This window comes from Sulfitobacter undariae (assembly GCF_014196805.1).
In the GTDB taxonomy this organism is placed as follows: domain Bacteria; phylum Pseudomonadota; class Alphaproteobacteria; order Rhodobacterales; family Rhodobacteraceae; genus Sulfitobacter; species Sulfitobacter undariae.
In genome coordinates, this window is the sequence record NZ_JACIEI010000007.1 from 81652 (window position 1) to 107326 (window position 25675).

Here is a 25675-nt window from a genome sequence, read left to right on the forward strand (position 1 = left end):
GATATGGCAACCGAAATACTGATGCCCGCCCTAAGCCCGACCATGGAAGAAGGCACATTGGCCAAATGGCTGGTCAAGGAAGGCGATACCGTTGCATCTGGTGACATCATGGCCGAAATCGAAACCGACAAAGCCACGATGGAATTTGAAGCGGTAGACGAAGGTGTGATCGGCAAAATCCTGATTGCCGAAGGCACTGAGGGGGTGAAAGTAAACACTGCCATCGCCATCTTGCTGGAAGAAGGTGAAGACGCCTCTGCCATGGACAGCGCGAAATCCGCCCCTGACTCCGCCCCAGCTCCTGCGGCTAAAGAGGAAACCGCTGCGGCGGCCCCTGCCCCTGCTGCCCAGACGCAAGAAGCCCAAGCCGTTGTTGATACTTCGCCAGACTGGCCAGAGGGCACAACACTGAAGCAACAAACCGTGCGTGAAGCCTTGCGTGATGGCATGGCCGAAGAGATGCGCAAAGACGGCGACGTGTTCATCATGGGTGAAGAAGTAGCCGAGTATCAGGGTGCATATAAAATCACCCAAGGCATGTTGGATGAATTCGGCTCCAAGCGCGTGATCGATACGCCGATCACCGAACATGGTTTTGCTGGTATCGCGGTGGGTGCGTCTTTTGGTGGGCTCAAACCCATCCTTGAGTTCATGACCTTTAACTTTGCCATGCAGGCGATTGACCACATTATCAACTCTGCTGCCAAGACGCTGTATATGTCTGGTGGCCAGATGGGCGCGCCGATTGTGTTCCGTGGGCCAAACGGTGCTGCGGCGCGTGTGGGTGCCCAGCACTCGCAGGATTACGCTGCATGGTATATGCAGGTGCCGGGCCTTAAGGTGGCGATGCCTTATTCGGCCTCGGATTACAAAGGCCTGATGAAGACAGCCATCCGCGATCCGAACCCTGTGATTTTCCTTGAGAATGAAATTCTCTACGGGCGTTCCTTTGATGTGCCAGAGATCGATGACTATACGGTACCGTTTGGTAAGGCGCGTATCTGGCGTGAAGGCGACGATGTGACCATCGTCAGCTTTGGCATCGGGATGAGCTATGCACTGGAAGCCGCGGACAAGCTGGCGGAAGAAGGCATCATGGCCGAGGTCATCGACCTGCGCACCCTGCGCCCGATGGACACACCTGCGATTATCAAATCGGTCAAGAAAACAAACCGTCTGGTCACTGTCGAAGAAGGCTGGCCGCAGGGCAGCGTTGGCAGCTACATCAGTTCTGTGGTGATGCAAGAAGCGTTTGATTATCTGGACGCGCCTGTGATCAACTGCACGGGCAAAGATGTGCCAATGCCCTACGCAGCGAACCTTGAGAAACACGCGCTTGTCACCACCGCCGAGGTGATCGAAGCGGTGAAAAAAGTAACCTATAAATAAGGAGCGGTCACGATGCCTATAGAAATCCTCATGCCCGCCCTCTCTCCTACGATGGAAGAAGGCACGCTGGCCAAATGGCTGGTCAAAGAAGGCGATACTGTCGCCTCTGGTGACGTGATGTGCGAGATTGAAACCGATAAAGCCACCATGGAATTTGAAGCCGTGGATGAAGGCGTAATCGGGAAGATCCTTGTTGCCGATGGTACGGAGGGCGTGAAAGTGAACGCGGCCATCGCCGTGCTGTTGGAAGACGGTGAAAGCGCCGATGACATCGGAAGCGCATCTGCGGCGCCTAAGACCCAAGAGGCACCAGCCCCTGCAACCGCAAAAGAAAAAGGCGAAGAAGCGCCCGAGGAGCAGGCAAGCCCTGCCCCTGCCTCCGCAAGTAAGCCCGATGGTAGCCGTATTTTTGCTTCGCCTTTGGCGCGCCGAATTGCCGAGCAAAAAGGTCTTGATCTGGCGGGTATTTCTGGCTCCGGCCCACATGGCCGTATTGTAAAAGCAGATGTTGAGGGCCTAACAAAATCCGAAGCGCCCAAAGCAGCGGCACCTGCGGAACAGGCCACTGCCAAGGTGGCCCCTGCTGGCCCGTCTAGCGATGCGATTGCCAAGATGTATGAGGATCGTAACTATGAAGAAGTCACCCTCAACGGGATGCGTAAAACGATTGCAGCGCGTCTGACCGAAGCCAAGCAAACGGTGCCGCATTTCTACCTGCGCCGTGACATCCAGCTGGATGCGCTTATGAACTTCCGTGCCCAATTGAACAAACAGTTGGAACCACGGGGCGTGAAGCTGTCGGTGAATGATTTCATCATCAAAGCCTGCGCACTGGCCTTGCAGCAAGTGCCCGATGCCAATGCTGTTTGGGCGGGTGATAAAATCTTCAAGCTCAAGCCATCCGATGTGGCGGTGGCGGTTGCCATTGAGGGCGGGCTGTTTACGCCTGTCCTGAAAGACGCCGAGATGAAATCACTCTCTGCGCTGAGTGCCGAGATGAAAGACCTTGCCGCACGCGCCAAAGACCGCAAGCTGGCTCCGCACGAATATCAGGGCGGCAGCTTTGCTATTTCGAACCTTGGCATGATGGGCATCGACAACTTTGATGCCGTCATCAACCCGCCCCACGGTGCCATTCTGGCTGTAGGTGCTGGTGTAAAAAAACCGGTAGTTGGCAAAGACGGCGAATTGGCTGTGGCCACCGTTATGTCGGTGACGCTGTCGGTAGATCATCGTGTGATTGACGGCGCATTGGGTGCGGAACTACTGGCTGCGATCAAGGATAACCTTGAAGCGCCGATGACCATGCTAGCCTAGTGAATATTTCACAGTAAATCATAGAAAAGGCCGGAGTATTGCTCCGGCCTTTTGCATTTCAAAGAGGTTTGAAAGATCAGTCTTCCCAGGGACCCAGCATGTGATTCATTGAGATAGAGGGCTGATCACACCCCGCCTCCCCAACGATCTTGGCTGGAATACCAGCTACCGTTTTGCAAGGCGGCACCGCCTCCAACACTACAGATCCCGCTGCAATGCGCGAGCAGTGGCCAATGGTGATGTTACCCAACACTTTTGCCCCTGCGCCAATCAGCACCCCATCACCGATCTTGGGATGACGGTCTTCTTCTTCTTTGCCTGTCCCACCCAAGGTTACGGAATGCAGCATAGAAACATTATCGCCCACCACGGCGGTTTCGCCGATGACAACGGAATGGGCATGGTCAATCATAATGCCTTTACCGATGCGTGCACCGGGATGAATATCGACACCAAAGATTTCCGACACACGCATCTGGAAGAAATAGGCCAAGTCGCGGTGGCCCTGCTGCCAAAGATAGTGGCTCACGCGGTAAGCCTGAACGGCCTGATAGCCTTTGAAATATAAAATTGGTTGTAGCAAACGGTGGCAGGCGGGGTCGCGATCATAGATCGCCACCAGATCGGCACGTGCCGCTTCGACCAGTGCAGGTTCTTCTGCATAAGCTTGGTCAACGATTTCGCGCACAACCATCATCGACATCTCGTTAGAGGATAGCTTTGCCGCGATGCGATAAGACAGTGCTTTTTCAATCGACGCATGATGCAGGATCGTGGCATGCACAAAGCCCCCAATCAGGGGCTCAGCCAATGCCGCATCTTGTGCTTCATGTTTGATCTGGTCCCAGACGGGGTCAACAGATGCAAGTTTGCTTTGTAGGTTGGGCACGCGATTGCTTCCTCATTCCAGTCTACTTGCTATATCCTTAGCACAGTTACGCGATGAGAAAACCCGTTCAGGAGCACAACTGTGCTCCCCGACCTTAGACTGGTCTCGCAAAGCCTCCAGAATTACTGCCATGCAAGACCAGGTATCACGGACATTTTGCGGCTGAAGGGGACCGCAAGAATACGGCATCGCAGCGGCACGCAGGCTACCATCCCCCCACTGCGGGTGCAGTTTTTGCAGGCGTTTGACGTATTTATCCGCCACATGTGCGCGCCAAAACAGCTCTTCACAAAATCCATGCCGTTCATCATGCGGCACGCGCTGGAGTGCGCGTGCCGCATGATATAAATCAGACAGACTGAGCTGTCTCACAATGCGGTGATCCTTGTGCTTGCCCACAACCCAACACCATAAGTAGCTGAGACCTGACCGACTTCGACTGTGAACGGCAGGGTTATGGCGTCTGACGCCTGCGCCGCGCCAGAGTAGACGTAACTGGGCGTTGTTAGAACGTCGGTCCGTACAATTGCTCCGTCCTTGACGACGCGTAGCATGTAGGATTCGCTTTCCTCCCCCAGCGGGACTTCAAAGCTCTCCCATGCATCGCCATCGACACGGGTACGACGTACCCATGTCATGGTAACAGCACCGTCTGGCTGGATCACCGCACGCAGATGCGCGGGCGCATAGGGGCGCAGGCCATTGCCATCAAACGCCTTTTGCATTTGCCGGAACGACGGATCATCCACAGGCCGCTGAGCTGGCCCAATCCGATAGTTCTGCGTCACCCTGCGCATATTTCGGCTGAGGTCAATTTGTTGCGGGACAGAGTTTAGCAGCACAAACTGTGAGCCAGTTGGCCATACATCAGGCATCAACCCATCCGACCCCGCCTGCCCGCGCAACCGGTCACGTAACAGATATGTGCGCGGCGCAATCAGTTCCGCTGTGGCAAATTGAAAAATCTCCCAATTGTCGCTGCTGCCATCTCCGATGGCTGTCAAATTTGCCCCGCTCAGCAGCGCGGCTTCCTCTACGGATTCCAATTGCCCACTGGCCAATTGCACCTCCAATGCATCACCCCGATCAAACAATCCTGTTGTCGCACGCAGCATCGGCGAGCGTGTTGACCCAAGCGTGGCACGTAAAGGCAGGATCGTATTGAGGCCAAAATTCTGATCCGTCAGGCTGGAATAGAGCGCAACACTCCCCGGCCAAGGATTTGCACTTGCTGCGATGTAGGGGGCATGGGGCACCTCATCTCCCGTCAACATCGGGATATCCAGAAAGACTGGCGTCACAGGCATTGGCGCAACAAAAGCTTTCATGCCTACCAACTCATCCGACAATGGTGACGCTTTATAGATTTCGGGATCAATGCGCATGGCTTCTATCTGCTGAAATTCAGCCTGATCACGCGATCAATGCGGTACAATGATGCGCTCTCGCCCTGATCCGCAGGAAGGGAGACAACATCGCCCGCCCGCACAGGCATCTGGGACGGTGGCAGAGCAAATTGAACACTCTCGCGTGCAATTCGCGCCTCGTTTAGCCACCGCTCTGCCACTTGCCGCCCTTCGGTGCGGGTAAGAAGCATGGAGAATTCTGTAGCCGCAATGGCGTGGGTTTCCTCATCCGGCAAAACCGCCTCTTCCGAGATCACATCATAGCTGGCATCTGCTTGGATAAATCGCAGCCTCACCCGCCCCGACAAGGCCGCATCCGCCTCGCGCAGTTGCACCGTTGTGCCATCCAGATCATTACTTACCGCGAACTCTGCGGGGTTCAGCGCAGTTTCGCGCAGCCCATCACGCATCCGAAACACCAGCACCCCGTCGCGTTCAACCGCGTCAAAGCCAAACCGTAGCATCAGCGGCTGCAAAGACGCCCGCGCCTCCGTCACATCGCTTACGGCATAGCCCCGCACCAAACCATAAAGGCCGCTTGTATCCACAGCAGTCACCCCTGCACGATTGCAAATCTCTTGCACGACTGACGCCAAACTGCGTGACGATGTTCGTCCATTGAGCCAATGACCACGCGCATAGGATGTCCCGTCGCTCCATAAATCACGGTTGTTTGGGAAATGAGGGAAAGGTCGCACATCCCACGCCCAGACAAAGGCGCGGGACATGTCGATCATCGGACCAGCATATTCGATACCTTGGGGGTTGTTGTGTGGTTTGGCCCAATAGTCGATCATAGCTCGCAGATATTGCATCTGGATCAGGTCATCGCGCCCCCCATCCGAATACCGCGGCAGGCTGCTCTCGGACGATTTTGCATCCAAGAACTTATTCGGCTGGTTCGTGCCATTGTCGATTGCCGCGCAACCGTATTCCGTGAACCAGATCGGCTTTTGCCCTTTTAACCACGCTGTCGGTTCATTCGCACGCATCCCGTCAATGCGGTCATAGTGTAGATTGCTCCACCAATTGCGAATGTCTTTGTAGCGATAAATCCACGCCTCATCATGCGCGCCGTCGGTGATCGGCGTGCGAATTTGCGCGTCGCGTTCTTCGATCGAACCATAATACCAATCATAGCCTTCACCACCCTCAATGTTGGATTGCAGATAGTCCAAATTGTAGATGGCATCCCACGACTGCGCATCCACATGATCCACGCTCTCGCGCCAATCTGACAGTGGCATGTAATTGTCGATACCAATAAAATCGATGTTGGCATCTGCCCAAAGAGGATCAAGGTGGAACAACCGGTCTCCCGTTCCGTCCTGCGGCTGATAACCGAAGTATTCGCTCCAATCCGCCGCATAGCTTATTTTGGTATCAGGCCCCAGCAAATGTCGAACCTGTGCCGCCAGATCAATAAACGCGGCAACCGAGGGGAACGTGTTGCGCCCAGAGCGGATCTGGGTCAGGCCGCGCATCTCGGAGCCAATGCAAAAGGCATCCACCCCGCCAGCGGCTTTGCATAATGCAGCATAATGCAAAATGAAACGTGACAGCGTCCACTCTTGCGGACCAGAATAGCTCACACTGCCGTTTTGAACCGAGAAATCAGACGCCTGAACCGTGCCAAAAAATGCAGATACTTCCACTGTCGCTGCGGACGTCATATCGGTTGATCCAATCCGACCCGGAGCGGCGGCGAGTGTCATGCGCCCACGCCAAGGCAAGGCAGGCTGACCTTCCTCCCCTGTATAGGGGTCAGGCAGGACGTTTCCCGCAAGTTGGTCCATCAGGATGAACGGATAAAACATCACTGCCGTGCCGCGCGCATTCATCGCTTGAATGGCCTCGATTACCGCCGTGTCCGCAGGGGTCCCGCCATAAATGGGGCGGTCATCTGTACCGCGTGCAATCACCTCAGCAGCACCACGCGACACTCCGGCCACGTGCCACGGCATTTCTTCCCCCTCAACAAGCGGGTCTTCGACTTTTGGCTGCACAAGGCACTCGCCAACCCGCAAGTCAGACCCGAACCATGACACCACCAAAGATGCGGCCTTCAACTCTGGTAATTCAGCTCCCAACGCATCCAAAGAGGTTGAGAAATCTGTTTTCCCAGAAGGGGAATTGATATTTGCGCTCCAACGCGATTGGTTTTCACCTTCATAGCTAACGGGAGTTGTCGCCAATGAATACTCGCCCGTGCCCGGTATCAAAGCGACGCCTTGCACCCCATAGGACAAGGCATGTTGCGCGTCTTCTGCACCACGTTGCTCAGGGCGCATCACCTCAAAACTAAACTGAGGAATGCGGTTTCCAAACCGCTGCAACGCCAAGGCTTCGATCACCACATAGGCGGTCCCGCGATAGGCAGGCACCATGCCGACACCCTCAATCGCTTCCATCAACGGGTCCGCTACTTGATCTGCACTGCCAGAATAAACTGTCATGTTCAGATCATCGGGCGCGATCTCTTCGCCATCTGCCCAAACACGGCCCACACGGGTTATTTCCCCCTCACACAAGGCAATCGCCAGATTGACCGAATAACTATACTCGGTTGTTTTAGGTTGTGAGCTGCCACCTTTGCCGCCGCCGCTTGTGGTGCTGACTTCCTCGAAATCGGACGCCCAGATCACCTGCCCACCCAGCCGCAAACTCCCATACAGCTGTGTCACAGGATCACCTTCTCCCGCATTGGTCAGGCGAAATCGGTCCACTTTACCCGTCTCAACTGCTTGCGCGCCGCTGCCCAGTATTTTCTGGTCCACGACACGGCCCAACGTCGCACCAACAGCGCGGCCAATGGCAACCGATGACAAGCCCGCAAATGTTCCGCCAATTGAGCCACCTACCGCAGCACCTGCTGCCGAGAATAAAACCGTTGCCATTAGATGACCTCCTTGGGAAATTCAAAACACGCCACAATCCGGCGCTGCCATGGCGCGCTCAGCGGGCTCTCTACAACGCCGCGCCGCGAATAGGCGTGGATAAACCGCGCGCCACATCCAGCGCTGGATAAAATGCCCAAATGCTTGGCTACAGCGCCATCACGCATTCGGAACAGCAACACATCTCCGGTACTGGCTTGGCCCACAGACTTGGGCTTCAGGTGACGCAATGCCGCCGCCCACAAAAGCTCTTCGCCCTGCGGTTCGGACCAATCCATTGAATATGCAGGGATGGCTTCCGGCTCTGCCCCGTAAACCTCGCGCCAAACGCCGCGTACCAACCCCAGACAATCGCTCCCCGCACCGCGGATACCAGCCTGATGCACATAAGGCGTGCCAATCCAGCCACGGGCAGCGGCAATGATGCATGCACCACTCATCTGAGTGATCCGCCACTGTTTGTACCTTTGCTGCTGGGCACGGACACAACCCAATCTTCGCCCGGCAAATCAGGAAAACCCTGATAGTTATCAAAATTGTTGAACTTGAGCCGACAGGTTTCAACGCGTTTGTCACAGCCGGCAACCAACCGGATTTGTGTACCTTCTGTGACCAGCCCCCGCATCGGTTCCCACAACTCGACCACCCGTGCCGCGCCTTCATTGCGATCCGATTTGATCATTCCCCAAAGCCCTGCTGCTGGCCCGTCCAAAACTTCCAACCGCCCGCGCGTGAACCAATCCACATCAAAGGGCTCGAACGTTTGCCAAACAAACCGCCGCGCTCCTTCGATGGCTTCAACAGCCAGAGTCTGCGCATAACTTTCTTGCGATAGGTTAAAACGGCACGCACCATCCCCGAGTACAACCGAGCATGGCTTTTGATACACGCGCCCCAACGGGCGATTCAGCCCTTCTGTCAGCCCACGAAGTTCTGCCCGAAAACCACCCCCTGCGCGTGTCAGCTCTCCCAAACTCCCGCGAAAGTTCAACCAGTGCTGCGTCGTATCCGCCCAATTCACCAGCCACGCACGCACCTCGGCCCCGTCAAAACGCCCCTGCTCGATCTCGTCCTCGCGCAAAGACACATCTGACAACGCTCCTAAGGCCTCAGAGTTGTCGACAGACAGGCCCGTAGACTGCGCCAGCGCCAGCGCACTCAACCCCGTATCGGCGCGAAATTCAAAGCCTGCAAATGCCAACGGCCTATCGTGATCGGTGAAGGCAAAAACCACGCCATCTTTGCGTGTAATGGCCCACGCGTGACACACCGTGGTCAATCGACTGGCCAGATGTGCCGCCAGCCCCTCATTGAACTGCACACTCATACGCGCACCTCGCGAACCGGAATGTCGGGAACCTGGCCAGCATGGAAACTAGCGATGTTGGCCAACAGGCTGTCACTGTCAAAACGCACAGGCACATCGAACTCATACCCTGCATAGACCCGTGTATCAGGATCAGGTGGGTTGAAGAACGTGATTACCCCAGTGGTATCATCCACCGTATAATCAATTGTGTCGCTTTTGTCGTCCTGCTCAACTGCGACCAGAACACTACCTTGGACAGGTTTCACGATAGGTCGCGCATAGGCATGCCCTCCCGAGCGATACGTTTTAATGATTTGAAACTGTGTTTTCACCCCATTTCCAACAGCAATCTGTTGGTCCCAGCGGCCAATCGGCGCTGAGGGTTTAGATGACTTATAGTCAGACCAGTCCTTCCATCGAAACCCGTAGATCTGACCATATCGCGCCTCATAAAACGCGATCACTGCCTCCACATCATCCAAAGACCGCAGGCCCAGCCCCGCATCATAAACCCGCCTGGAATGCGCCCAAGGCGTGTTGCGTTCCTCAAATCCGTTGGCCAGCGCCACCACATCGACCCGCCGTTGCGGACCACCCAACGCACCAAAGCTCAGGTTCGCCGGAAATTGCACTTCGTGAAAACTCATCTCAAATCCCCTCGCTTATCGATTTTTCTGGCCAGCACTTAAGGCGCGGCTCATCTGTGCTGCGATCTGCCCGCGTGACCGCTGGAACCCTGCCACATCGGGCGTGGTAATGTTCATCACCACCGTGGCGGCACCACCACCATTCCCACCAGCCCGCACGCCCAGCTTGCCATCTGGCCCCCGGGCCAATGGCATAATCGCTTCTGGTCCCGCTTCCCCCATCACACCCAGCCCACCGCGCATACCGAAATGCGTCGCCTGACTGACAACCCCACCATCCGCAAACGGCATCACCCGTCCTTGGCTAAACGGCGCGCCATTCGCAAAAGGCAAAATGCCTTGCATCAATCCCGTAACCCCTTGCGTCAACAAACCGCCAAAGTGGTTTGCCACGGGTTTGATCGCCGCGTTATAGGCGCTGTCAGAGAGGGACTGCGCGAGAGTGCTCAGCGCATCAGAAAGCTTCATGCCATCAAACGCTACGTTGTCGAATGCCTTGCGCAAACCACGGCTCAGGCCGCTCTCAAGCGTCGCAACATCCTTGCCCGTTGCACTCAACGCACTGCTCATTCGCCGCAGTTCACTGTCAAACCCCGAAACCAACACACTCGTCTGCCCCAAAGTCTGGTTCAGCGTTTGCGCGTCTATTTCCAGATCGTCAAAACCATCTGTATCACTCATCATTTCAATCCTTTTTCTTGTCAGGGTATGCCGCCATCAGGGCTGCTAATCCGTCGCTCAGCATTGGTTTCTCAGCCGCATTACGGCCCAACATCACCTCCAACTCCGCTGGCGTCAGAGCCCAAAACACATCCGGCGTCAGGCCCAACCCGTGCAGCCCTGCCCGCATCAAAGCAGGCCAATCAAAGCCGACGTTCATTGCTGCACCGCAAATGCCCGCGCCAACAGTTCAGCCGCCGCATGGGCCGCCCGCATCGGACCGCCTTCAATTTCGGCCTGCCCCAGCGCATCAGGGTCCATCTGCACGCCACCTCCGCGTAACCCCGCACACAGCAACGCCAACACATCTCGGGTACTGAACCCGCCGCTTTCAAAACGTTGCACAAGGGCCATCAACGACGGCTCTGCCAGATCCTCCTCTAGCTCTGCCAAGGCCCCCAACGTGAGCCGCATCCGGTGGGTCTGGCCGTCAATGACCACCCCCACCTCACCTCGCCACCGGTTTTCCATGCTCATTCAACCGGATCAACGTAAGGAACAAACTGCAACTGCCCCGCCGAAGCCAAAGACAGCTCATATGTCGCCTCACCATTCAGTTGCCCCGCATATTCCAGAGAGGTCACCTGAAACGGCCCCTGAACCACACCAAATTCAGGGATCACCACCTGAAAATCAGGGGTCAAACCGTCAAACAACAACTGTCGTGCACGCTCGTCAGTAGCAGCATCACGAAACACGCCCGACCCGCTGATCGCCGCAGAACGCACGCCCGCTCCCGCCAGCAACTCGCGCCAGCCGCCTTCGCTATCCAGCGCGGTTACATCTACCGCCTCTGCGTTGAAGCTAATCCGCGTCGCACGCAGCCCCGCCAATGTCTCGAAAGTACCGTCTGTTGTCATATCCACTTTGACCAAAAGGTCTTTGCCTGCTTGAACAGCCATTCTATCTACTCCTGCTAAATGCCCGAAGGCGTTGAAAATTAATCGTCTTGAACCCGTGCGCGAAACCGCAAATCAATCTGCCGTGCACTGGCCGCATCAATGCGCCGTGCTGTTGCCCGCTCGAACCTGAGGGACACCAATCTACCGCGCGTCAGGGTCAGATCCGCTTCGTGTAAAACATCGCTCACCGCAGTTGCCGCCGCTTTGGCGGTACCGAACCCGGGGTTACTGGTGACCACTGAAACCGTCAAAAAATGCACTGCGCCCGCGCCGCTGCCATCTGATGCCTCGCGCACAGTTTCGGTACCCAGCCGAACATGGATGTCAGGCACGATACCCGCTGGAACCGCATCATAGATGGCACTGCCCACCAACGACGCCAGTGTTGCATCCCCCGTCAACGCTGTGAAAACCGCCGCCTGAAGCGCCCCTGAAACTGCATAGCTCATACCACCTGCTCCTCTTGCGCCCAGCACTGAAGGTAGCGCCCGCCCATGCCGTGCTCAGCCACTGCATCAATGTTGAAAATCCGGCTACCTTCCCGAAACCTTTGTTGTGCTGCGGGTCGCTGCTCGTCCCCCACAGGGGCCGCACGCACGATAATGCGATAGCTCATACGGCTCACCGCAGCCCCGTTCTGTGCCATCTCCCGCCCACTGCGCGGCGACACCTCGGCCCAAATCATCCCAAGCGGAACCCACCCCTGCGTGAACCCACCTGCACCGTCACTCACCGTTTCCGGTGCTTCCAGCACCATCTGACGGTTCAGTCGTGGCGCACTCATGATACCGCTCCGCTACGGCCCAAACGCAGCGGGCGGAACCGCTCAATCAACGCTGTCACACCAAACGGCATACAGCCGGTACCCAGTGCCGTGTCATGGCGATATTCGTAATAATGCGCGGCCAGCATCAACACTGCCTGCTGCATGTCATCAGGCACATCTGCCCATTCCGCCCCGTAACCAGCCCAGAAACGGACCCGCAACTCCCCGCCTGTTTCTGGTCCAGGTAAACATGCAGCCGTGGCGCGCAATTGCGGGTTTTGCATGTCCCGTTCCAGCCAATAAACGCTGTCATTCACATCCTGCACACCGCCATATCGGCCCACCAATTGCACCCGCGAAACCACGCTCACAGGGGCCACCGTCAGCGGCAAAGCAGCAGCATTACGCAAAGAAGACACACTCAACGTGAACTCTCTTTCAAGCAAAACCTTCCCCGTGCGCGCCTCTACCGCCGCCATTGATGCACGTAAAAAACTCCCCAAAACGGCATCTTGCAAAGTATCTGCCGCAAATCCGGTTCCCATACGCAGATGCGCCTTGAGCGCCTCAACCGGCAGTACTGCATCCGGCAGATTTGTTTCTGAAATCAACATCCCAAAGCCTCTCTTAAACTTCTCTCGAACTCCCGGCATCCACATCCCCTTGCAGGCGCACGCACCACCATTGGCATTGCTCGGTCGGAGGGGAGCAGCTAGACAATGCCAACAAAAAACAGACGCGTGCGCCGCCAGAACAGGTTCCCCCGCTCTGGCATCAGCACCCGTTTTTACGAAGTGCCGAATTTCAACAACTTGATCGCTGCGAAATCGCTCACATCGCCGCCCACACGTTTGGTCGCATAGAACAGGACGTGGGGTTTGGCGCTGAAGGGATCACGCAAAATGCGCAGATCAGGGCGCTCGGCAATGGTGTAACCAGCCGCAAAATCGCCAAAGGCCATCGCCATTGTGCCCGCACCCGCATCGGGCATGTCTTCGGCAATCAACACAGGATACCCCATCAGACGCGCTGGTTCGCCCGCCGCCAGCCCATCCGACCACAAGAAACGGCCATCCATATCTTTCAGCTTGCGCACCATGCCTGCGGTCTTTGAGTTCATCACAAAGCTGGCGTTGGCACGGTATTGCGCCCCCAGCGCATAGACAACATCAACGATGGCATCAGGTGTGATGTCCCCGGACACGCCCGTCGGCACATACCCCAGATTGCCCCAGACCCAGACATCATTATCCACAGACGCATGCGCCAGAAAGCCCTTGGGCTTGTCGACACCATCACCGTTGATAAACGCCCCTGCCTCGGCACGTGCAAACTTGTCCGCGATACGGCCCGCCAACCAGCCCTCAATGTCAAAAGCCGCATCATCCAGCAGGCGTTGCGAGGCTTTCGGCAGCGCACTTAGTTCATGTAACTGCACCGTAATACGGTCAATCTGCGGCGTGTCACTTTCACCAATGGTGGAGGTTTCCGTGGCCCAGCCTGCCCCCACATCCGTATGATCTACCAGCACGTCATAAGACGTCGCTTCCACGTTCACCACCGTGGCAATTGCACGAATAGACGCCGTGGTATTGAGAACGGATTTCACCGTGTCAGATGTCTGCGGGTCCACCAAATAGCCGCCGTCGGAATTCACCGCCGTAGACAAGGCTTTGCCTTCCAAATGCAATCCACGCAGCCCGTCATCGTCCCCCGAACGCACATAGGCGTTGAATGCCTTTTTATGCGGCGCACCCGCGTCTGCTGCTCCTGCCAAAGGTGTACGCACAGCAGTCATTGTTTTACGATCCAGCATGGTCATTCGCTCTTCTGTTTGTTGAATTTTCGTTTCGATTTCGGCCTGAAAGCCTTTGAATTGCGTGACAAAGCCCGTCACGGCCCGCCGCACATCCTCGGCCGGAGAAAGCTCCACGGCATTTTGTTCGGTATCGCTCATCTTGCGTTCCCCTATGGTTGCTGTCGCGCGGGGGTGATCTCGGCTGATGCCGCATCAAATATCCCCGCCATGTCACGCAGGACGTCTCCAAGGCGCACAAACCCGTCCGCCTTTGCCCCCACCCGCGCACTGGGCAGCATCGGAAAGGTCACCAAAGACACTTCCCAAAGCTCCAGTTCCTGCAAGAGCCGCTGGCCCTTGGTGTTCTTACTAGATTTCACAGTGCGGTAGCCGATCGACAGACCATCAATCGCCCCCGCTTCAATCAGCGCAATCGCCTCACAGCCCTTCGCAACCGATTGCAGGATGCGGCCTTTGACAAACAGACCACGCGTATCCTCACGCACCTCATCCCAGACGCCAATCGGCTGTGCAGGATCATGCTGCCACAACATTTTCACGCCACGCCCCGCCGCCTTCAACGCCATCAAACTCGCGCCATATGCGCCCCGTTGCACCACATCATTGCCCTGATCGACGGCATCAAAGAAACTGGCATAGCCTTTGATCTCAACGCCGCCTTCAACCTTTGCAACCTCGTCGAACTGCATGAACTTGCGCTCTAACGCAGGGAAACCGCTCCCGTTCTCCGCGACATGCGCGAAGTTATTTTCAATCATAGTCATGAAACTCTCCTGTTTTGTCCCTTAGCCCGCAGGCACCACCACCAAAAAGGACTGAACCGCCTGCGCCAGTATCACCGCCGCAACCCCGTAAACCGTCAGCCAAAGGCGTTTTTCCAGCCGCTCCATCATCAGCTCAATCCGGTCCAACCGCTTGGCCAGATTATCAAAATGGATTGCGCTCACTCGCTCATGCGCCTGCAACCGCATCCCTGGCGCACATTGAAATCGCTCACTGGGATGCTCATTCATCCGCCGCCACCACAGGCAGGCCCAGCAACGCACGCTTTTCTGCATCGGTCAGGAAATCGGCACCAGCCACCCGCGCCCATTGCGCATCACGCTCGGCCGATAGTGCAGGCACCTGATCCAAATCAGGCTTCAGCTCAACCAATTCACCCGTAAACCCGGACAACCAATGCGCCAGAACCGTTGTGACCCGCGTGGCCAAAGGCAGCACCGTCAGCCGGTAAAATGCACGGTGCGCCTCTTGGTAATTCGCATAGGTGGCATCACCCTGAATCCCGATCAACATCGGCGGCACACCAAATGCCAATGCAATCTCTCGTGCCGCCGCTTCTTTGGTCTTCTGGAATTCCATGTCTGAGGGCGAAAACCCCATCGGCTTCCAATCCAATCCCCCCTCCAGCAACATCGGCCTGCCTGCATTGCGCGCGCCTTGATGATGGCTCTCCATCTCACTCACCAAACGCTCGTATTGGTCATTCGTCATCGCGCCCTGACCATCCGCCCCCTTATAGATAATCGCCCCCGATGGCCGCGCAGCATTATCCAGCAACGCCTTGCTCCACCGTGATGCCGAGTTATGTACATCCACCGCCGTGGCCGCCGCTTGCATCGGGCTAAACCCGTAATGATCATCCTGAGGGTGGAAATTGCGCACATGGCAAATCGCCTGCGCCTGCGCGGCATCAAAACGATGCTTGCGTCCGCCAACCGCATACTCATAGGCCACAGGCCAGCCATCCGCACCAGGCACAACAGACATCCGGTCAGAGCGCAGCACATGCAACTCCAACGGCAGCCCAGACTCGCCGCCTACAGCCTCAACATAACCATCGCCAGACAGGAGCAACTGCGCATAAAGTGCCTCCAACAATTCGGCCCGCCCCTGTGCGCCGTTGGGTCGTGCAATCAACCCCAGTACAGGATGCGCATCAAACCGCTGGCACGCATCTTGACACACCAAAGGCAACGCCGCTGCCGCCTCTGCAATCAATTTAACCGACCGAAACCCGACAGGATTTCCCGCAAAACCCGTCTGCGTCAAAGACACCGTGTCACGCGGGCTCCATGCCACACGCCCCGAGGATTGCATCGCCACAACACGCCCCGTCGCTGACGCTTTGGCCTCATCCACCTCAGCCACTCCGCGCTTTAGAAAATCAAACACCAATGCTTCTCCTATCCCAGTCCCGTGGCAACCCCGCTACTTGGCCGCCTCTGAGAAACAATCTCTCATCAAAGAATTAACTCTACGGGACCACTGCGCACGCTGCGCACGCAACACCCTAAAACACCAAAAGGGAGGCCAAAGCCCCCCCCTCTATTCATCCCCCAAAAATGCCCACTCAAAGGGACCTCACTCCCGGCTGCCGCCACTTCGCCGCTGGCTCAATCATCAACTCATGTAACGCCCAAACCAGCGCATCCACACGGTCAGGCGATCCGCCACCTTCATACCCTTGCCGTGTCATCCGGCACATCTGGTCCTCCAGATCGTCCAGCTGAGTCATATGGCTCACCCGTCCTTGTTCGTACAATGCCGCCACGGGCTCCGCCCGCGCCACTTTACCTCGAGTGGCATGTACCCCCTTATAGGGCACCAGCGGGTCTACCTGCCGGATCACCTCCTGCACCATCTGCCCACCCTGATTAACTTCCGCCACCAACCGGTCTGCACCAAATCGCTCCATGGCGCTGATCGCCGCCCGCGCCCAACCACTGGGCCCCATGCCCGCAACCGTGCAATCCGCCAACACAAACGCCCGCCACTCCTGCGGCGGGCCACTGCACTGCACCCCCGCCACGACAATCCCGCACTCATCCGAAGAATTTCCCGAAGTTGTCGCTGGGTCCACAGCCACTACAATTCGGTCCAACGCAGGCATCTCCCGCACGCGGCACCCTTCCAACATCTCACTAGTCCACAGCGCCCCCTCGGCATCGGCCAGCAACACGCCGTCCAACTCCTGCCGCCCCAGCCGCGTCCCGCGATACCGCGCCCGCACCTCCTCCAGAAACGAGGCCGCCAGATTTGCGCGGTTCGCCTCTGTTGGCGCATGGGTCACCACTGTCGAAGGCGACGCCAATAACGCCTTTAACACTCCAACATTGCGCGGGGTGGTCGTCACACAGACCTGCGGCTGATCCCCCAACCTCAGCGCAAATTGCAGCATATCCCACGCCTCTTGCGCTTTCTTCCACTTCGCAATTTCATCCACCCAAGCCGCATCAAACTGCGGCCCCCGCAACCCTTCGGGGTCATGCGCTGAATGGACCGTCGCAATTGCACCATTGGGCCAGACCAGACGTTTCCGCGTCGCCTCCCAATCAGGTCGCCTGTCTGCTGGCGAACAGGCCAATATGCCGCTATCGCCAAAAATCATTACCTCGCGCACCTGCTCGATGGTTTCGCCCACCAGCGCCACGCGGGCACACTGGCCCTTGTCCAAAGGCCGTGATCCCTCAACCACGCTACGCACCCATTCAGCACCTGCACGGGTCTTGCCCGCACCGCGCCCGCCCATGATGACCCACGACCGCCAAAGCCCCTCAGGAGGCAGTTGATGCGGCATAGCCCAAAAATCGAATAAGTAAGGGAGAGCACGAAGCTCCCCCTCATCCAGCTCATTCAAGAAACTCTCCTGAACCGATGGCACAGCGGAGCCGATCAAGCTTGCACCCGATATCAGCCCGCGCTTTGTCGAAGTCGAGGGCATATCCCCCTCGCGCAATTCCGGCTTGTTTGTTTCGGCAGTCATACAAGATCAATCCCGCTTTCTGGCAACGCGCAACTGCCTCCGAAAGTTGGCTAACAGTTTTTGTCGTTGCGGTTGCATCAATTTCCTCTCCGGATATTGCCTGTTGTTTCAGGCTTTCTAAGGCTTCTCGTAACTCGGCGAGCGAACGGTGAACCGAGGCGAACATCGCCTCTGCTTCCGCCAACTCGTCCAGCTGTGGCACCGGTTGAGTAGTCATATTTAATCGGTCCTTTCGCTTGGATACCTCCAATCGAAAGACATGAAAAAACGGCCCCGACGAGGTGTCAGGGCCGTTCCCCAAATCTCCTAGCATGGGATCTGGTTTACCGATGATATGTTAACGCAGGCTCACAGCACCGCGCGGGCAACAGGCTTAGTCACCGCCCGTCGAAGCATTACCAGCCGCCGCCGCGCCGCGCTCGGCTTCAATCTTGCGCCACTCAGCCACGTTGCGGTTATGATCGTCCAAAGACACAGCAAACGCGTGCCCCCCTGTCCCATCCGCAACAAAGAAGATGTAGGGCGTCTCATCAGGTTGTGCCGCTGCCATCAGGCTGGCGCGTCCGGGGTTGGCAATTGGCGTAGGAGGCAAGGCAGGGATCACATAGGTGTTGTAAGCCGTCTCGCCACGCAATTCACTACGCCGCAGACCACGCCCCAAGACACCCTCGCCATTTGTGATGCCGTAAATCACCGTAGGGTCCGTCTGTAGACGCATCCCTTGGTTCAAACGGTTCACAAACACACTCGCCACCTGACGCCGTTCTTCTGCAACGCCCGTTTCCTTTTCCACGATAGACGCAAGGATCAGAAGTTCTTCGGGGCTGTTGATCGGCAAATCCTCATCCCGCGCTTCCCACGCAGCAGCCAGCAGCGTCTCTTGCGCCGCCTGCATCCGCGTGATCAACGCCATGCGGTCATCCCCTTTGCGCACTTCGTAGCTATCAGGCGCAAGTGAACCTTCCGCAGGCGTTTCGGCCACGTCACCTTCCATGATATCCATGCCACTCAGCGCATTCACAACCTGCCAGCTGGTCACACCCTCAGCCACAGCAACGCGAAACCGCACGTCCGCTTTGTCACGGGTTTCGGTGTAGGCCGCTGGCACCTCTTCCGCGCCTTGGTCAAATTGAGCCAATTCCGCAAAACGGTTCGTCGCAGGGTCCAACTCACGCACTTGCACACTCACACGGGTCACACCCACACGGTACACAATTTCGGTCCCGCAGGTGCTTGCACCGCCACGGGTGATCACATCCACGATTTCTTTCATCGAGACTTCAGGCTCGATCAGAAAGCTACCCGCCTTCAGACTGCCAGTCTTGTCCTCATAATCCGCACCAATACGGAAAATAGAGGCCGAGCTGACAGCCCCTTGGTCAGCCAAGTTCTGGCTGACACGGCGCATGTTGCTCCCGCTGGGCACTTGCACACAGATCGCCTGCGACAAAGGGCCGGGCTCATCATACTGGCCTTTACCCCAGACGATCAGCCCGCCGACCAGAAACAATCCGACGATGAGGAAGGTAAATGCATTAGCCGCAACATGGCGCCACATTTAATCAACCTTCCCGAACAACACGCTCGCGTTTGTGCCGCCAAAGCCAAAGGAATTGCTCAGTGCGACTTTGATTTCACGTTTCACTGGTGCATTTGCGGCCAGATCAATTTTGGTCTCAACCGCGACGTTATCAAGGTTGATGGTCGGTGGCGCAATCTGATCGCGGATCGCAAGGATTGAGAAAATCGCCTCAATCGCGCCCGCAGCGCCCAACAGGTGGCCCGTGGCTGATTTGGTCGAAGACATGGTGACCTTGCCCGCATGCTCGCCCATCATCCGCTCAACCGCGCCCAACTCGATGGTGTCGGCCATGGTCGAGGTCCCATGCGCGTTGATATAGTCGATGTCTTTGGGCTCCAGCCCCGCACCGCGCAGCGCCGCCCGCATAGAGCGCTCGCCCCCTTCGCCGTTCTCGGAAGGCGCTGTGATGTGGTACGCGTCGCCCGACAGGCCATAGCCAATCACTTCTGCATAAATCTTGGCACCGCGCGCCTTGGCGTGCTCATACTCTTCCAGCACCACAATACCCGCACCTTCGCCCATAACAAAACCGTCACGGTCAATGTCATAGGGGCGGCTGGCTTTCTGAGGATCATCACCGCCTTTGGTGCTCAGCGCTTTACATGCGTTGAAACCCGCAATGCCAATTTCACAGATTGCGGCTTCTGCGCCGCCTGCAATCATCACATCCGCATCACCGTGCTGGATCAAGCGGCTCGCATCGCCAATCGCATGCGCCCCCGTAGAGCACGCCGTCACAACAGAGTGGTTCGGCCCTTTATAGCCATATTTGATCGACACCTGACCCGAGATCAGGTTGATCAACGCGCCCGGGACAAAGAACGGGCTGACCCGCTTGGGGCCCTTCTCGGCCATCATCACAGCGGTATTCGCGATGGAATTCAACCCACCGATACCCGAACCGATCAAAACGCCAGTGCGCTCAAGGCTCTCGTTATCCTCGGGCATCCAGCCTGAATCTTCCACAGCCTGCTGCGCCGCAGCCATGCCAAAAAGGATAAACGTATCGACCTTACGCTGGTCCTTTGGGGCCATATAAGTATCTGCGTTAAACGTCCCGTCCGTGCCATCTCCCAAAGGAACTTCGCAGGCGTATTGCGTTACGCACCGGCTTGCATCAAAACCTGTGATCGGTCCTGCGCCAGACTGGCAGTCCAAAATTCGTTTCCAGCTTTCTTCGACCCCGTCTGCCAACGGTGTAACCAAGCCCAATCCCGTAACGACCACTCTGCGCATATGCTCTGCCCTTTGGTGTATTCCTAATTGGCACGGCTATACCTTGTGGGCATGTCATTGTTCAAGTCTTTGGGTTCACACTGGCGGGAATACCCCCATCGTCCATACCCGAACGTACAGGCGCACTTTAGACTGGTGGCCCTTTGCGCGTCAGCAAGATCACTTGCCCCCCCTCAACCTCCGCTTCGCGCAGCGGCGTATACCCCAACCGCTCTGCCACCCGCAGCGAAGTCTCGTTTTCGGGCGCAATCATACAAACAGTGCGCCCCGCCACGATGCGGTCAAACCAATCATGCGCAGCAGACGCTGCATCACGGCCATAGCCTTTGCCCTGATATTCAGGGGCCAGAACCCATCCGGCCTCGGGATAAGGATCAAAATCATCCCCAAGCCCTCGTGAACCAAAGAAAAAACCCGTGTGCCCTGCAATATCAGGCTGCCCATGCACCTGAATACCCCATTGGCCAAATCCCGCAATCTGCCAATGCCCCGCATTGCGCAAAAACGAATCCCAACTCAGCGCACGCGCCCGCGGCACCCCCGTGATATGCGCCACGACCTCCCGGGTTTCCCAGATTTCTGCAAAACGCGGAAAATCTTCCCGACGCATGCCGCGTAGCGTTACAGTAGACGTATTGATGGTTGGAATGGTGCGAGACATGCAGCGCGTTACTTTCTTTTAGGCGTAAGGGCATAAAAGCAAACTTGCAGTACCGCCTGATGCGCACAAGACAAAAGGCATCATAGAATCAAAAACGGCGCCGATCCGCAGATCTAAGCGCCGTTCAAGAATTTTATCGCCGAGCGAACCCGGACAGAAGCTTAATTAGGAAGCTTCGCTGATGAACTTAACCGCATCACCAAAAGTCTGGATGTTTTCGGCTGCGTCATCAGGGATCTCGATGCCGAACTCTTCTTCGAATGCCATTACCAGCTCAACTGTGTCGAGGCTGTCTGCACCCAAATCGTCGATAAACGAAGCGTTTTCGACAACTTTATCTTCTTCAACACCAAGGTGCTCAACAACGATTTTTTTAACGCGGTCTGCAACGTCGCTCATAGTTTAGTCCTCATTCATCGGGCTCTGTCGCCCCTTTAGGGTTTCTACCACTTTCAGAGTTGAAAGAGGCAGAAGGTGCCCCCTGACAGGGGCGGCTCGTTCTCCTTGCTCGCACAAGGCGCGGGTCACATCAAGCGCCCGTCTGGGTATTCTGCGCTCCCTTTAGCATATGATGCAAGGTTCGCAAACGCTTTCGCCAGCGTTCTACAACATGGCCATACCACCATTCACATGCAAGGTAGCCCCTGTAATATAGGCGGATTCACTGCTGGCCAGATAAACAACGGCGCTGGCGATCTCATCAGGCGTGCCCATACGACCCGCAGGAATTTGCCCCATGATTCCCGTTTTTTGATCATCAGTCAGCTTATCTGTCATCGCAGTCGCAATAAATCCGGGGGCAACAGCATTCACAGTGATTCCCCTGCTGGCCACTTCATATGCCAAACTCTTGGACATGCCGATCAAACCTGCCTTGGACGCCGCGTAATTCGCCTGACCCGGATTTCCCGTGGCGCCCACGATGCTTGAGATGTTCACAATCCGTCCCCAACGCGCCTTCATCATGCCGCGCATCACGCCTTTGCACAGCTGGAAAGTCGCGGTCAGGTTCACGTCCAGCACCGATTGCCATTCATCATCCGACATCCGCATAAACAGATTGTCGCGGGTGATTCCCGCATTGTTGACCAGAATATCAACCGACCCCATCGCCTCGGCAGCTTGTTTAGGCAGCGCCTTAACGGCCTCCATATCGCTCAGGTTACACGGCAGCACATAGGCACGCTCACCTAACTCGGCGGCCAAGGCTTCCAGTGGCTCTGTGCGCGTGCCAGACAGGCCAACACTGGCCCCCTGCGCATGCAAGGCCCGTGCGATATCCGCACCAATGCCCCCCGATGCACCCGTCACCAATGCATTTTTACCTGTCAGATCAAACATTTACTCTTCCTTCTCAATTCGTGCATTTGCGAGCGTCTATTACGCTTCAACTGCCGCTTTTACATCTGCCGCCACGCCAACATTACGCAAAACTGCGTCTTTGTGGATGCGGCGGATCATACCAGATAGCGCCTTGCCCGCGCCAATTTCCCAAAACTCGGTCACACCTTGCTCTACCATCCACTCCACCGAGGAACGCCAGCGCACGCGGCCTGTCACCTGATCCACAAGCAACTGCGCAATCGGGTCCGCAGTGCTGACACTCGCCGCCAGCACGTTGGCCACCAAAGGAACCGTTGGATCAGCAAGCGTGACATCGGCCAAAGCCCGTGCCATTTCATCTGCCGCAGGCTGCATCAACGCGCAATGGAACGGTGCAGAAACAGGCAGCGGCAATGCACGTTTTGCGCCTTTGCCTTTGGCCATATCAATCGCCCGTTCAACAGCCGCTTTACTACCTGAAATTACATTCTGCGTCGGGTCGTTTTCATTCGCCAACTGGCAGATATCATCGCCAGCGGCCTCGGCTGCCAATGCCGTCACATCATCAGCCGACAAACCCAGAATAGCCGCCATTGCGCCCTGCCCGACTGGAACCGCCGATTGCATTGCACGGCCGCGCGTCCGCAGCAAACGCGCCGTATCAGCCAGCGTAAATACACCTGCCGCGCAAAGCGCCGAGTATTCGCCCAAGCTATGTCCTGCCACAAAAGAGGCGCGTGTCACGTCGATACCTTCGGCTTCCAACGCCCGCATCGCCGCCATGGATGTGGCCATCAAAGCAGGTTGCGCATTTTCGGTCAGCGTCAGCGTCTCGATATCGCCGTCCCAAATCAACGCACTCAGCTTCTCACCCAAAGCGTCATCTACTTCATCAAAAACGGCCTTCGCCGCCGGATAAGCCTCTGCCAGATCACGCCCCATACCGATGGTTTGCGCGCCCTGACCAGGAAAAACGAATGCTGTGCTCATGATAAACCCTTTAATATTTGCAAGATGTTGTATCCAAACATGCCCCTTCTCACAAGAGCGCACAATGCCCCTGCGTAAACGATCATTGCCCTGAAACCCGCTTTGCGTAGATAGGGGAGAACGCCAATTCTCGGAGTAACTCATGGCCCGTTCCAATACCAACACCACCTACGGCAGCGTCACCCGCTGCTTTCACTGGCTCACGGCTTTGCTGATCCTCACCCTTATTCCAGTAGGCATCATGGCCGCCGATATGCCCTTTGACACCTCCGAACAGTTGACCCGCAAAGCGTGGCTGTTTTCACTCCATAAAACCCTTGGGATCGGCGTGTTTCTTGTGGCTTTGCTGCGCATCCTCTGGGCCATGACCCAGACCAAACCAGCCCCCTTGCACCCGAAACGCAAACTGGAAACTCTCGCCGCAGAGACCGTTCACTGGCTGCTTTATAGTTCGCTTGTGCTGGTGCCTTTGTCGGGCTGGGTACATCACGCCGCCACAACCGGATTCGCGCCAATCTGGTGGCCCTTGGGCCAAGACCTGCCCATGGTGCCAAAATCCGAAACAGTCGCCGCCTTTGCAGGCGGTGTGCATTGGGTCTTTGGCAAGGTGATGATTATCTCGCTTATCTTGCACATCGCAGGCGCGCTGAAACATCAGGTGGTGGATAAAGATGCGACATTGCGTAGAATGATCAACGGTGCCCCTGATCTGGGGCACCTGCCCGCTGCCCGCCACAGCGCAACACCTTTCTTTGCCGCCATAGCCCTTTGGGCAATAGCACTCGCCGCTGGTGGCAGTTTTGGTGTCTACGGCAGTCACAGCACCGCACCTACAGTTCAATCTGCGCAACTGGCGGCAGTTTCATCCGACTGGACCGTCCAGACTGGCACCATCAGCATCGGGGTCACGCAATTCGGATCGGTTGTTCAAGGCAGCTTCAACGATTGGACAGCAAACATCAGCTATGATCCTGAAATCACCCAAGGCACAGCGGGCATGGTCGAGGTCACCATCGCCATCGGCTCGCTCACTCTGGGGTCCGTCACGGATCAGGCCATGGGGCCTGACTATTTCGATGCGACGCAGTTCCAAACGGCAATCTTTAAGGCAGACATCATCGCCGCCGACGGCCTGATAGCCCAAGGCACGCTGACCCTAAAAGGCCAAACCATGCCGCTGTCCTTCCCGTTCACCCTAACCACAGATGCGCAAAGCACCCGCATGCAAGCTGACCTTGCGCTTGACAGACGCAGCTTTGGTATCGGGGATAATATGGCGGATGAAAGCTCGCTTGGTTTTAACGTAGGCGTCACCATCGACCTGACAGCCAGCCGCACACCCGCGGAATAAAAAAGCCGCGGGGAGCTTCCTCCCCGCGGCCAAATCTTCACAATCTAGAAGAGCTTATTCAGCTTTCATCGCTTCCAGAGAAATCTTCACTTGGACTTCATCACCGACGAAGGGCGCGAATTTATCCACACCAAATTCAGACCGCAGCAAAGTTGTAGTGGCATCAAACCCTGCCCAAGGCTTGCCCTGCATCGGGTGATCGCCCGTCTGGTTCAGCTTGGCATCAAGAACCACAGATTTGGTGATGTCATTCATGGTCAGATCACCCGTGATGTTGGCAGTATTTTCGCCCGTCACTTCGATCGCCGTTGAGGTGAATGTAATCATGTCCTCGTCAGTGGCACCAAAGAAATCATCCGTCATGAAGTGCGTGTCACGCTCTTCCCAACCTGTGAACATGGATTTTGTCGGCATGGAGACACTTACCGAAGAATTTTCAGGGTTTTCCTGATCAAACATGATCTCGCCCTCAAATCCCGAAAACATGCCTGTCGTCGTAGAATAGCCAAGGTGATTATAAGTGAACACCACCTGGCTGTGGCTGGAATCAAGGGTGTATTTATCTGCGGCCATGCTCATGGAAGCAGTAGCTGAAAGCAAAGCGGCAAGTACGAGGGATTTCATAGGAACACTCCGGATAAGATTAAACATCCCACCTAAATGGTGTGTTCTTCGACATAATCAAACTCCGCACCACCAAACATG

General features: G+C 56.5%; 27 protein-coding genes and 1 pseudogene. 3 read left to right on the top strand and 25 right to left on the bottom strand.

What is annotated here, in order from left to right; translation table 11 throughout:
* Positions 1-3 precede the first annotated feature (3 nt).
* Positions 4-1389, top strand: coding sequence for a pyruvate dehydrogenase complex E1 component subunit beta (locus GGR95_RS11415; protein ID WP_184565926.1), 1386 nt, complete (start codon positions 4-6; stop codon positions 1387-1389).
* A gap of 12 nt (positions 1390-1401) precedes the next feature.
* Positions 1402-2706, top strand: a complete 1305-nt coding sequence (locus GGR95_RS11420) for a pyruvate dehydrogenase complex dihydrolipoamide acetyltransferase (RefSeq protein WP_184565928.1) — start codon at positions 1402-1404, stop codon at positions 2704-2706.
* A gap of 76 nt (positions 2707-2782) precedes the next feature.
* Here the strand turns inward: GGR95_RS11420 and cysE are convergent, their stop codons facing one another.
* From cysE to fabD, 24 genes and pseudogenes are all read right to left on the bottom strand, one after another.
* On the bottom strand, positions 2783-3595 hold the full coding sequence (gene cysE / locus GGR95_RS11425) for a serine O-acetyltransferase (protein ID WP_184565930.1): 813 nt from the start codon (positions 3593-3595) through the stop codon (positions 2783-2785).
* A 12-nt stretch (positions 3596-3607) separates the two neighbouring features.
* Positions 3608-3994 (bottom strand): DUF7742 family protein, encoded by a 387-nt coding sequence (locus GGR95_RS19215; RefSeq protein WP_484600362.1) that lies wholly within the window; start codon positions 3992-3994, stop codon positions 3608-3610.
* Positions 3964-7898 (bottom strand): annotated as a pseudogene (locus GGR95_RS11430) (baseplate multidomain protein megatron). The gene GGR95_RS19215 and the pseudogene GGR95_RS11430 overlap by 31 nt, the downstream one beginning before the upstream one ends.
* Complete coding sequence (locus GGR95_RS11435; protein ID WP_184565932.1) at positions 7898-8338, bottom strand: NlpC/P60 family protein; 441 nt, start codon at positions 8336-8338, stop codon at positions 7898-7900. Before GGR95_RS11435 ends, GGR95_RS11430 begins: the two are co-directional and overlap by 1 nt.
* The gene (locus GGR95_RS11440) at positions 8335-9225 is read right to left on the bottom strand and encodes a DUF2163 domain-containing protein (RefSeq protein ID WP_184565934.1); all 891 of its coding nucleotides are present in this window, start codon (positions 9223-9225) and stop codon (positions 8335-8337) included. Before GGR95_RS11440 ends, GGR95_RS11435 begins: the two co-directional genes overlap by 4 nt.
* Positions 9222-9854 carry a DUF2460 domain-containing protein gene (locus tag GGR95_RS11445; RefSeq protein ID WP_184565936.1) on the bottom strand — a complete coding sequence of 211 codons (633 nt, stop codon included), beginning with the start codon at positions 9852-9854 and terminating at the stop codon, positions 9222-9224. The genes GGR95_RS11440 and GGR95_RS11445 overlap by 4 nt, the downstream gene beginning before the upstream one ends.
* 15 nt (positions 9855-9869) lie before the next feature.
* Positions 9870-10535, bottom strand: a complete 666-nt coding sequence (locus GGR95_RS11450) for a phage tail tape measure protein (RefSeq protein WP_184565938.1) — start codon at positions 10533-10535, stop codon at positions 9870-9872.
* A gap of 4 nt (positions 10536-10539) precedes the next feature.
* Positions 10540-10734, bottom strand: a complete 195-nt coding sequence (locus tag GGR95_RS11455; RefSeq protein WP_184565940.1) for a rcc01693 family protein — start codon at positions 10732-10734, stop codon at positions 10540-10542.
* Entirely contained in the window at positions 10731-11045 is a 315-nt protein-coding gene (locus GGR95_RS11460; protein WP_184566052.1) for a gene transfer agent family protein, read from the bottom strand. Before GGR95_RS11460 ends, GGR95_RS11455 begins: the two co-directional genes overlap by 4 nt.
* Positions 11046-11047: 2 nt before the next feature.
* Positions 11048-11476, bottom strand: coding sequence for a phage major tail protein, TP901-1 family (locus tag GGR95_RS11465; RefSeq protein WP_184565942.1), 429 nt, complete (start codon positions 11474-11476; stop codon positions 11048-11050).
* A 38-nt stretch (positions 11477-11514) separates the two neighbouring features.
* Complete coding sequence (locus GGR95_RS11470) at positions 11515-11925, bottom strand: DUF3168 domain-containing protein (protein ID WP_184565944.1); 411 nt, start codon at positions 11923-11925, stop codon at positions 11515-11517.
* A complete protein-coding gene (locus GGR95_RS11475; RefSeq protein WP_184565946.1) occupies positions 11922-12260 on the bottom strand; it encodes a phage head closure protein in 339 nt (112 codons plus the stop codon). Before GGR95_RS11475 ends, GGR95_RS11470 begins: the two co-directional genes overlap by 4 nt.
* Entirely contained in the window at positions 12257-12856 is a 600-nt protein-coding gene (locus GGR95_RS11480) for a head-tail connector protein (RefSeq protein WP_184565948.1), read from the bottom strand. The genes GGR95_RS11475 and GGR95_RS11480 overlap by 4 nt, the downstream gene beginning before the upstream one ends.
* Before the next feature lie 173 nt (positions 12857-13029).
* Positions 13030-14199: a phage major capsid protein gene (locus GGR95_RS11485; RefSeq protein WP_184565950.1), complete on the bottom strand. Its 1170-nt coding sequence runs from the start codon at positions 14197-14199 to the stop codon at positions 13030-13032.
* A gap of 11 nt (positions 14200-14210) precedes the next feature.
* Entirely contained in the window at positions 14211-14825 is a 615-nt protein-coding gene (locus tag GGR95_RS11490) for an HK97 family phage prohead protease (protein WP_246423357.1), read from the bottom strand.
* Between the two features lie 21 nt (positions 14826-14846).
* On the bottom strand, positions 14847-15074 hold the full coding sequence (locus tag GGR95_RS11495; protein ID WP_184565952.1) for a GTA head formation protein, RCAP_rcc01685 family: 228 nt from the start codon (positions 15072-15074) through the stop codon (positions 14847-14849).
* Positions 15067-16239 (bottom strand): phage portal protein, encoded by a 1173-nt coding sequence (locus GGR95_RS11500; protein ID WP_184565954.1) that lies wholly within the window; start codon positions 16237-16239, stop codon positions 15067-15069. The genes GGR95_RS11495 and GGR95_RS11500 overlap by 8 nt, the downstream gene beginning before the upstream one ends.
* Before the next feature lie 175 nt (positions 16240-16414).
* Positions 16415-17785: a terminase large subunit domain-containing protein gene (locus tag GGR95_RS11505; RefSeq protein WP_184566054.1), complete on the bottom strand. Its 1371-nt coding sequence runs from the start codon at positions 17783-17785 to the stop codon at positions 16415-16417.
* Positions 17786-18200: 415 nt separating this feature from the next.
* Positions 18201-19385: an endolytic transglycosylase MltG gene (gene mltG / locus GGR95_RS11510; protein ID WP_184565956.1), complete on the bottom strand. Its 1185-nt coding sequence runs from the start codon at positions 19383-19385 to the stop codon at positions 18201-18203.
* Positions 19386-20645, bottom strand: coding sequence for a beta-ketoacyl-ACP synthase II (gene fabF / locus GGR95_RS11515; RefSeq protein WP_184565958.1), 1260 nt, complete (start codon positions 20643-20645; stop codon positions 19386-19388).
* Between the two features lie 127 nt (positions 20646-20772).
* Positions 20773-21306 carry a GNAT family N-acetyltransferase gene (locus GGR95_RS11520; protein WP_184565960.1) on the bottom strand — a complete coding sequence of 178 codons (534 nt, stop codon included), beginning with the start codon at positions 21304-21306 and terminating at the stop codon, positions 20773-20775.
* 165 nt (positions 21307-21471) lie between these two features.
* Positions 21472-21705: an acyl carrier protein gene (locus GGR95_RS11525; protein ID WP_025044456.1), complete on the bottom strand. Its 234-nt coding sequence runs from the start codon at positions 21703-21705 to the stop codon at positions 21472-21474.
* A gap of 204 nt (positions 21706-21909) precedes the next feature.
* Positions 21910-22647: a 3-oxoacyl-ACP reductase FabG gene (gene fabG, locus GGR95_RS11530; RefSeq protein WP_184565962.1), complete on the bottom strand. Its 738-nt coding sequence runs from the start codon at positions 22645-22647 to the stop codon at positions 21910-21912.
* A 39-nt stretch (positions 22648-22686) separates the two neighbouring features.
* Positions 22687-23619: an ACP S-malonyltransferase gene (fabD, locus tag GGR95_RS11535; RefSeq protein ID WP_184565965.1), complete on the bottom strand. Its 933-nt coding sequence runs from the start codon at positions 23617-23619 to the stop codon at positions 22687-22689.
* 142 nt (positions 23620-23761) lie between these two features.
* Between fabD and GGR95_RS11540 the strand changes: the two genes are divergently transcribed.
* Positions 23762-24970 carry a cytochrome b/b6 domain-containing protein gene (locus GGR95_RS11540; protein WP_184565967.1) on the top strand — a complete coding sequence of 403 codons (1209 nt, stop codon included), beginning with the start codon at positions 23762-23764 and terminating at the stop codon, positions 24968-24970.
* A gap of 54 nt (positions 24971-25024) precedes the next feature.
* Here the strand turns inward: GGR95_RS11540 and GGR95_RS11545 are convergent, their stop codons facing one another.
* Positions 25025-25594, bottom strand: a complete 570-nt coding sequence (locus GGR95_RS11545) for a YceI family protein (RefSeq protein WP_184565969.1) — start codon at positions 25592-25594, stop codon at positions 25025-25027.
* Between the last annotated feature and the right edge of the window lie 81 nt (positions 25595-25675).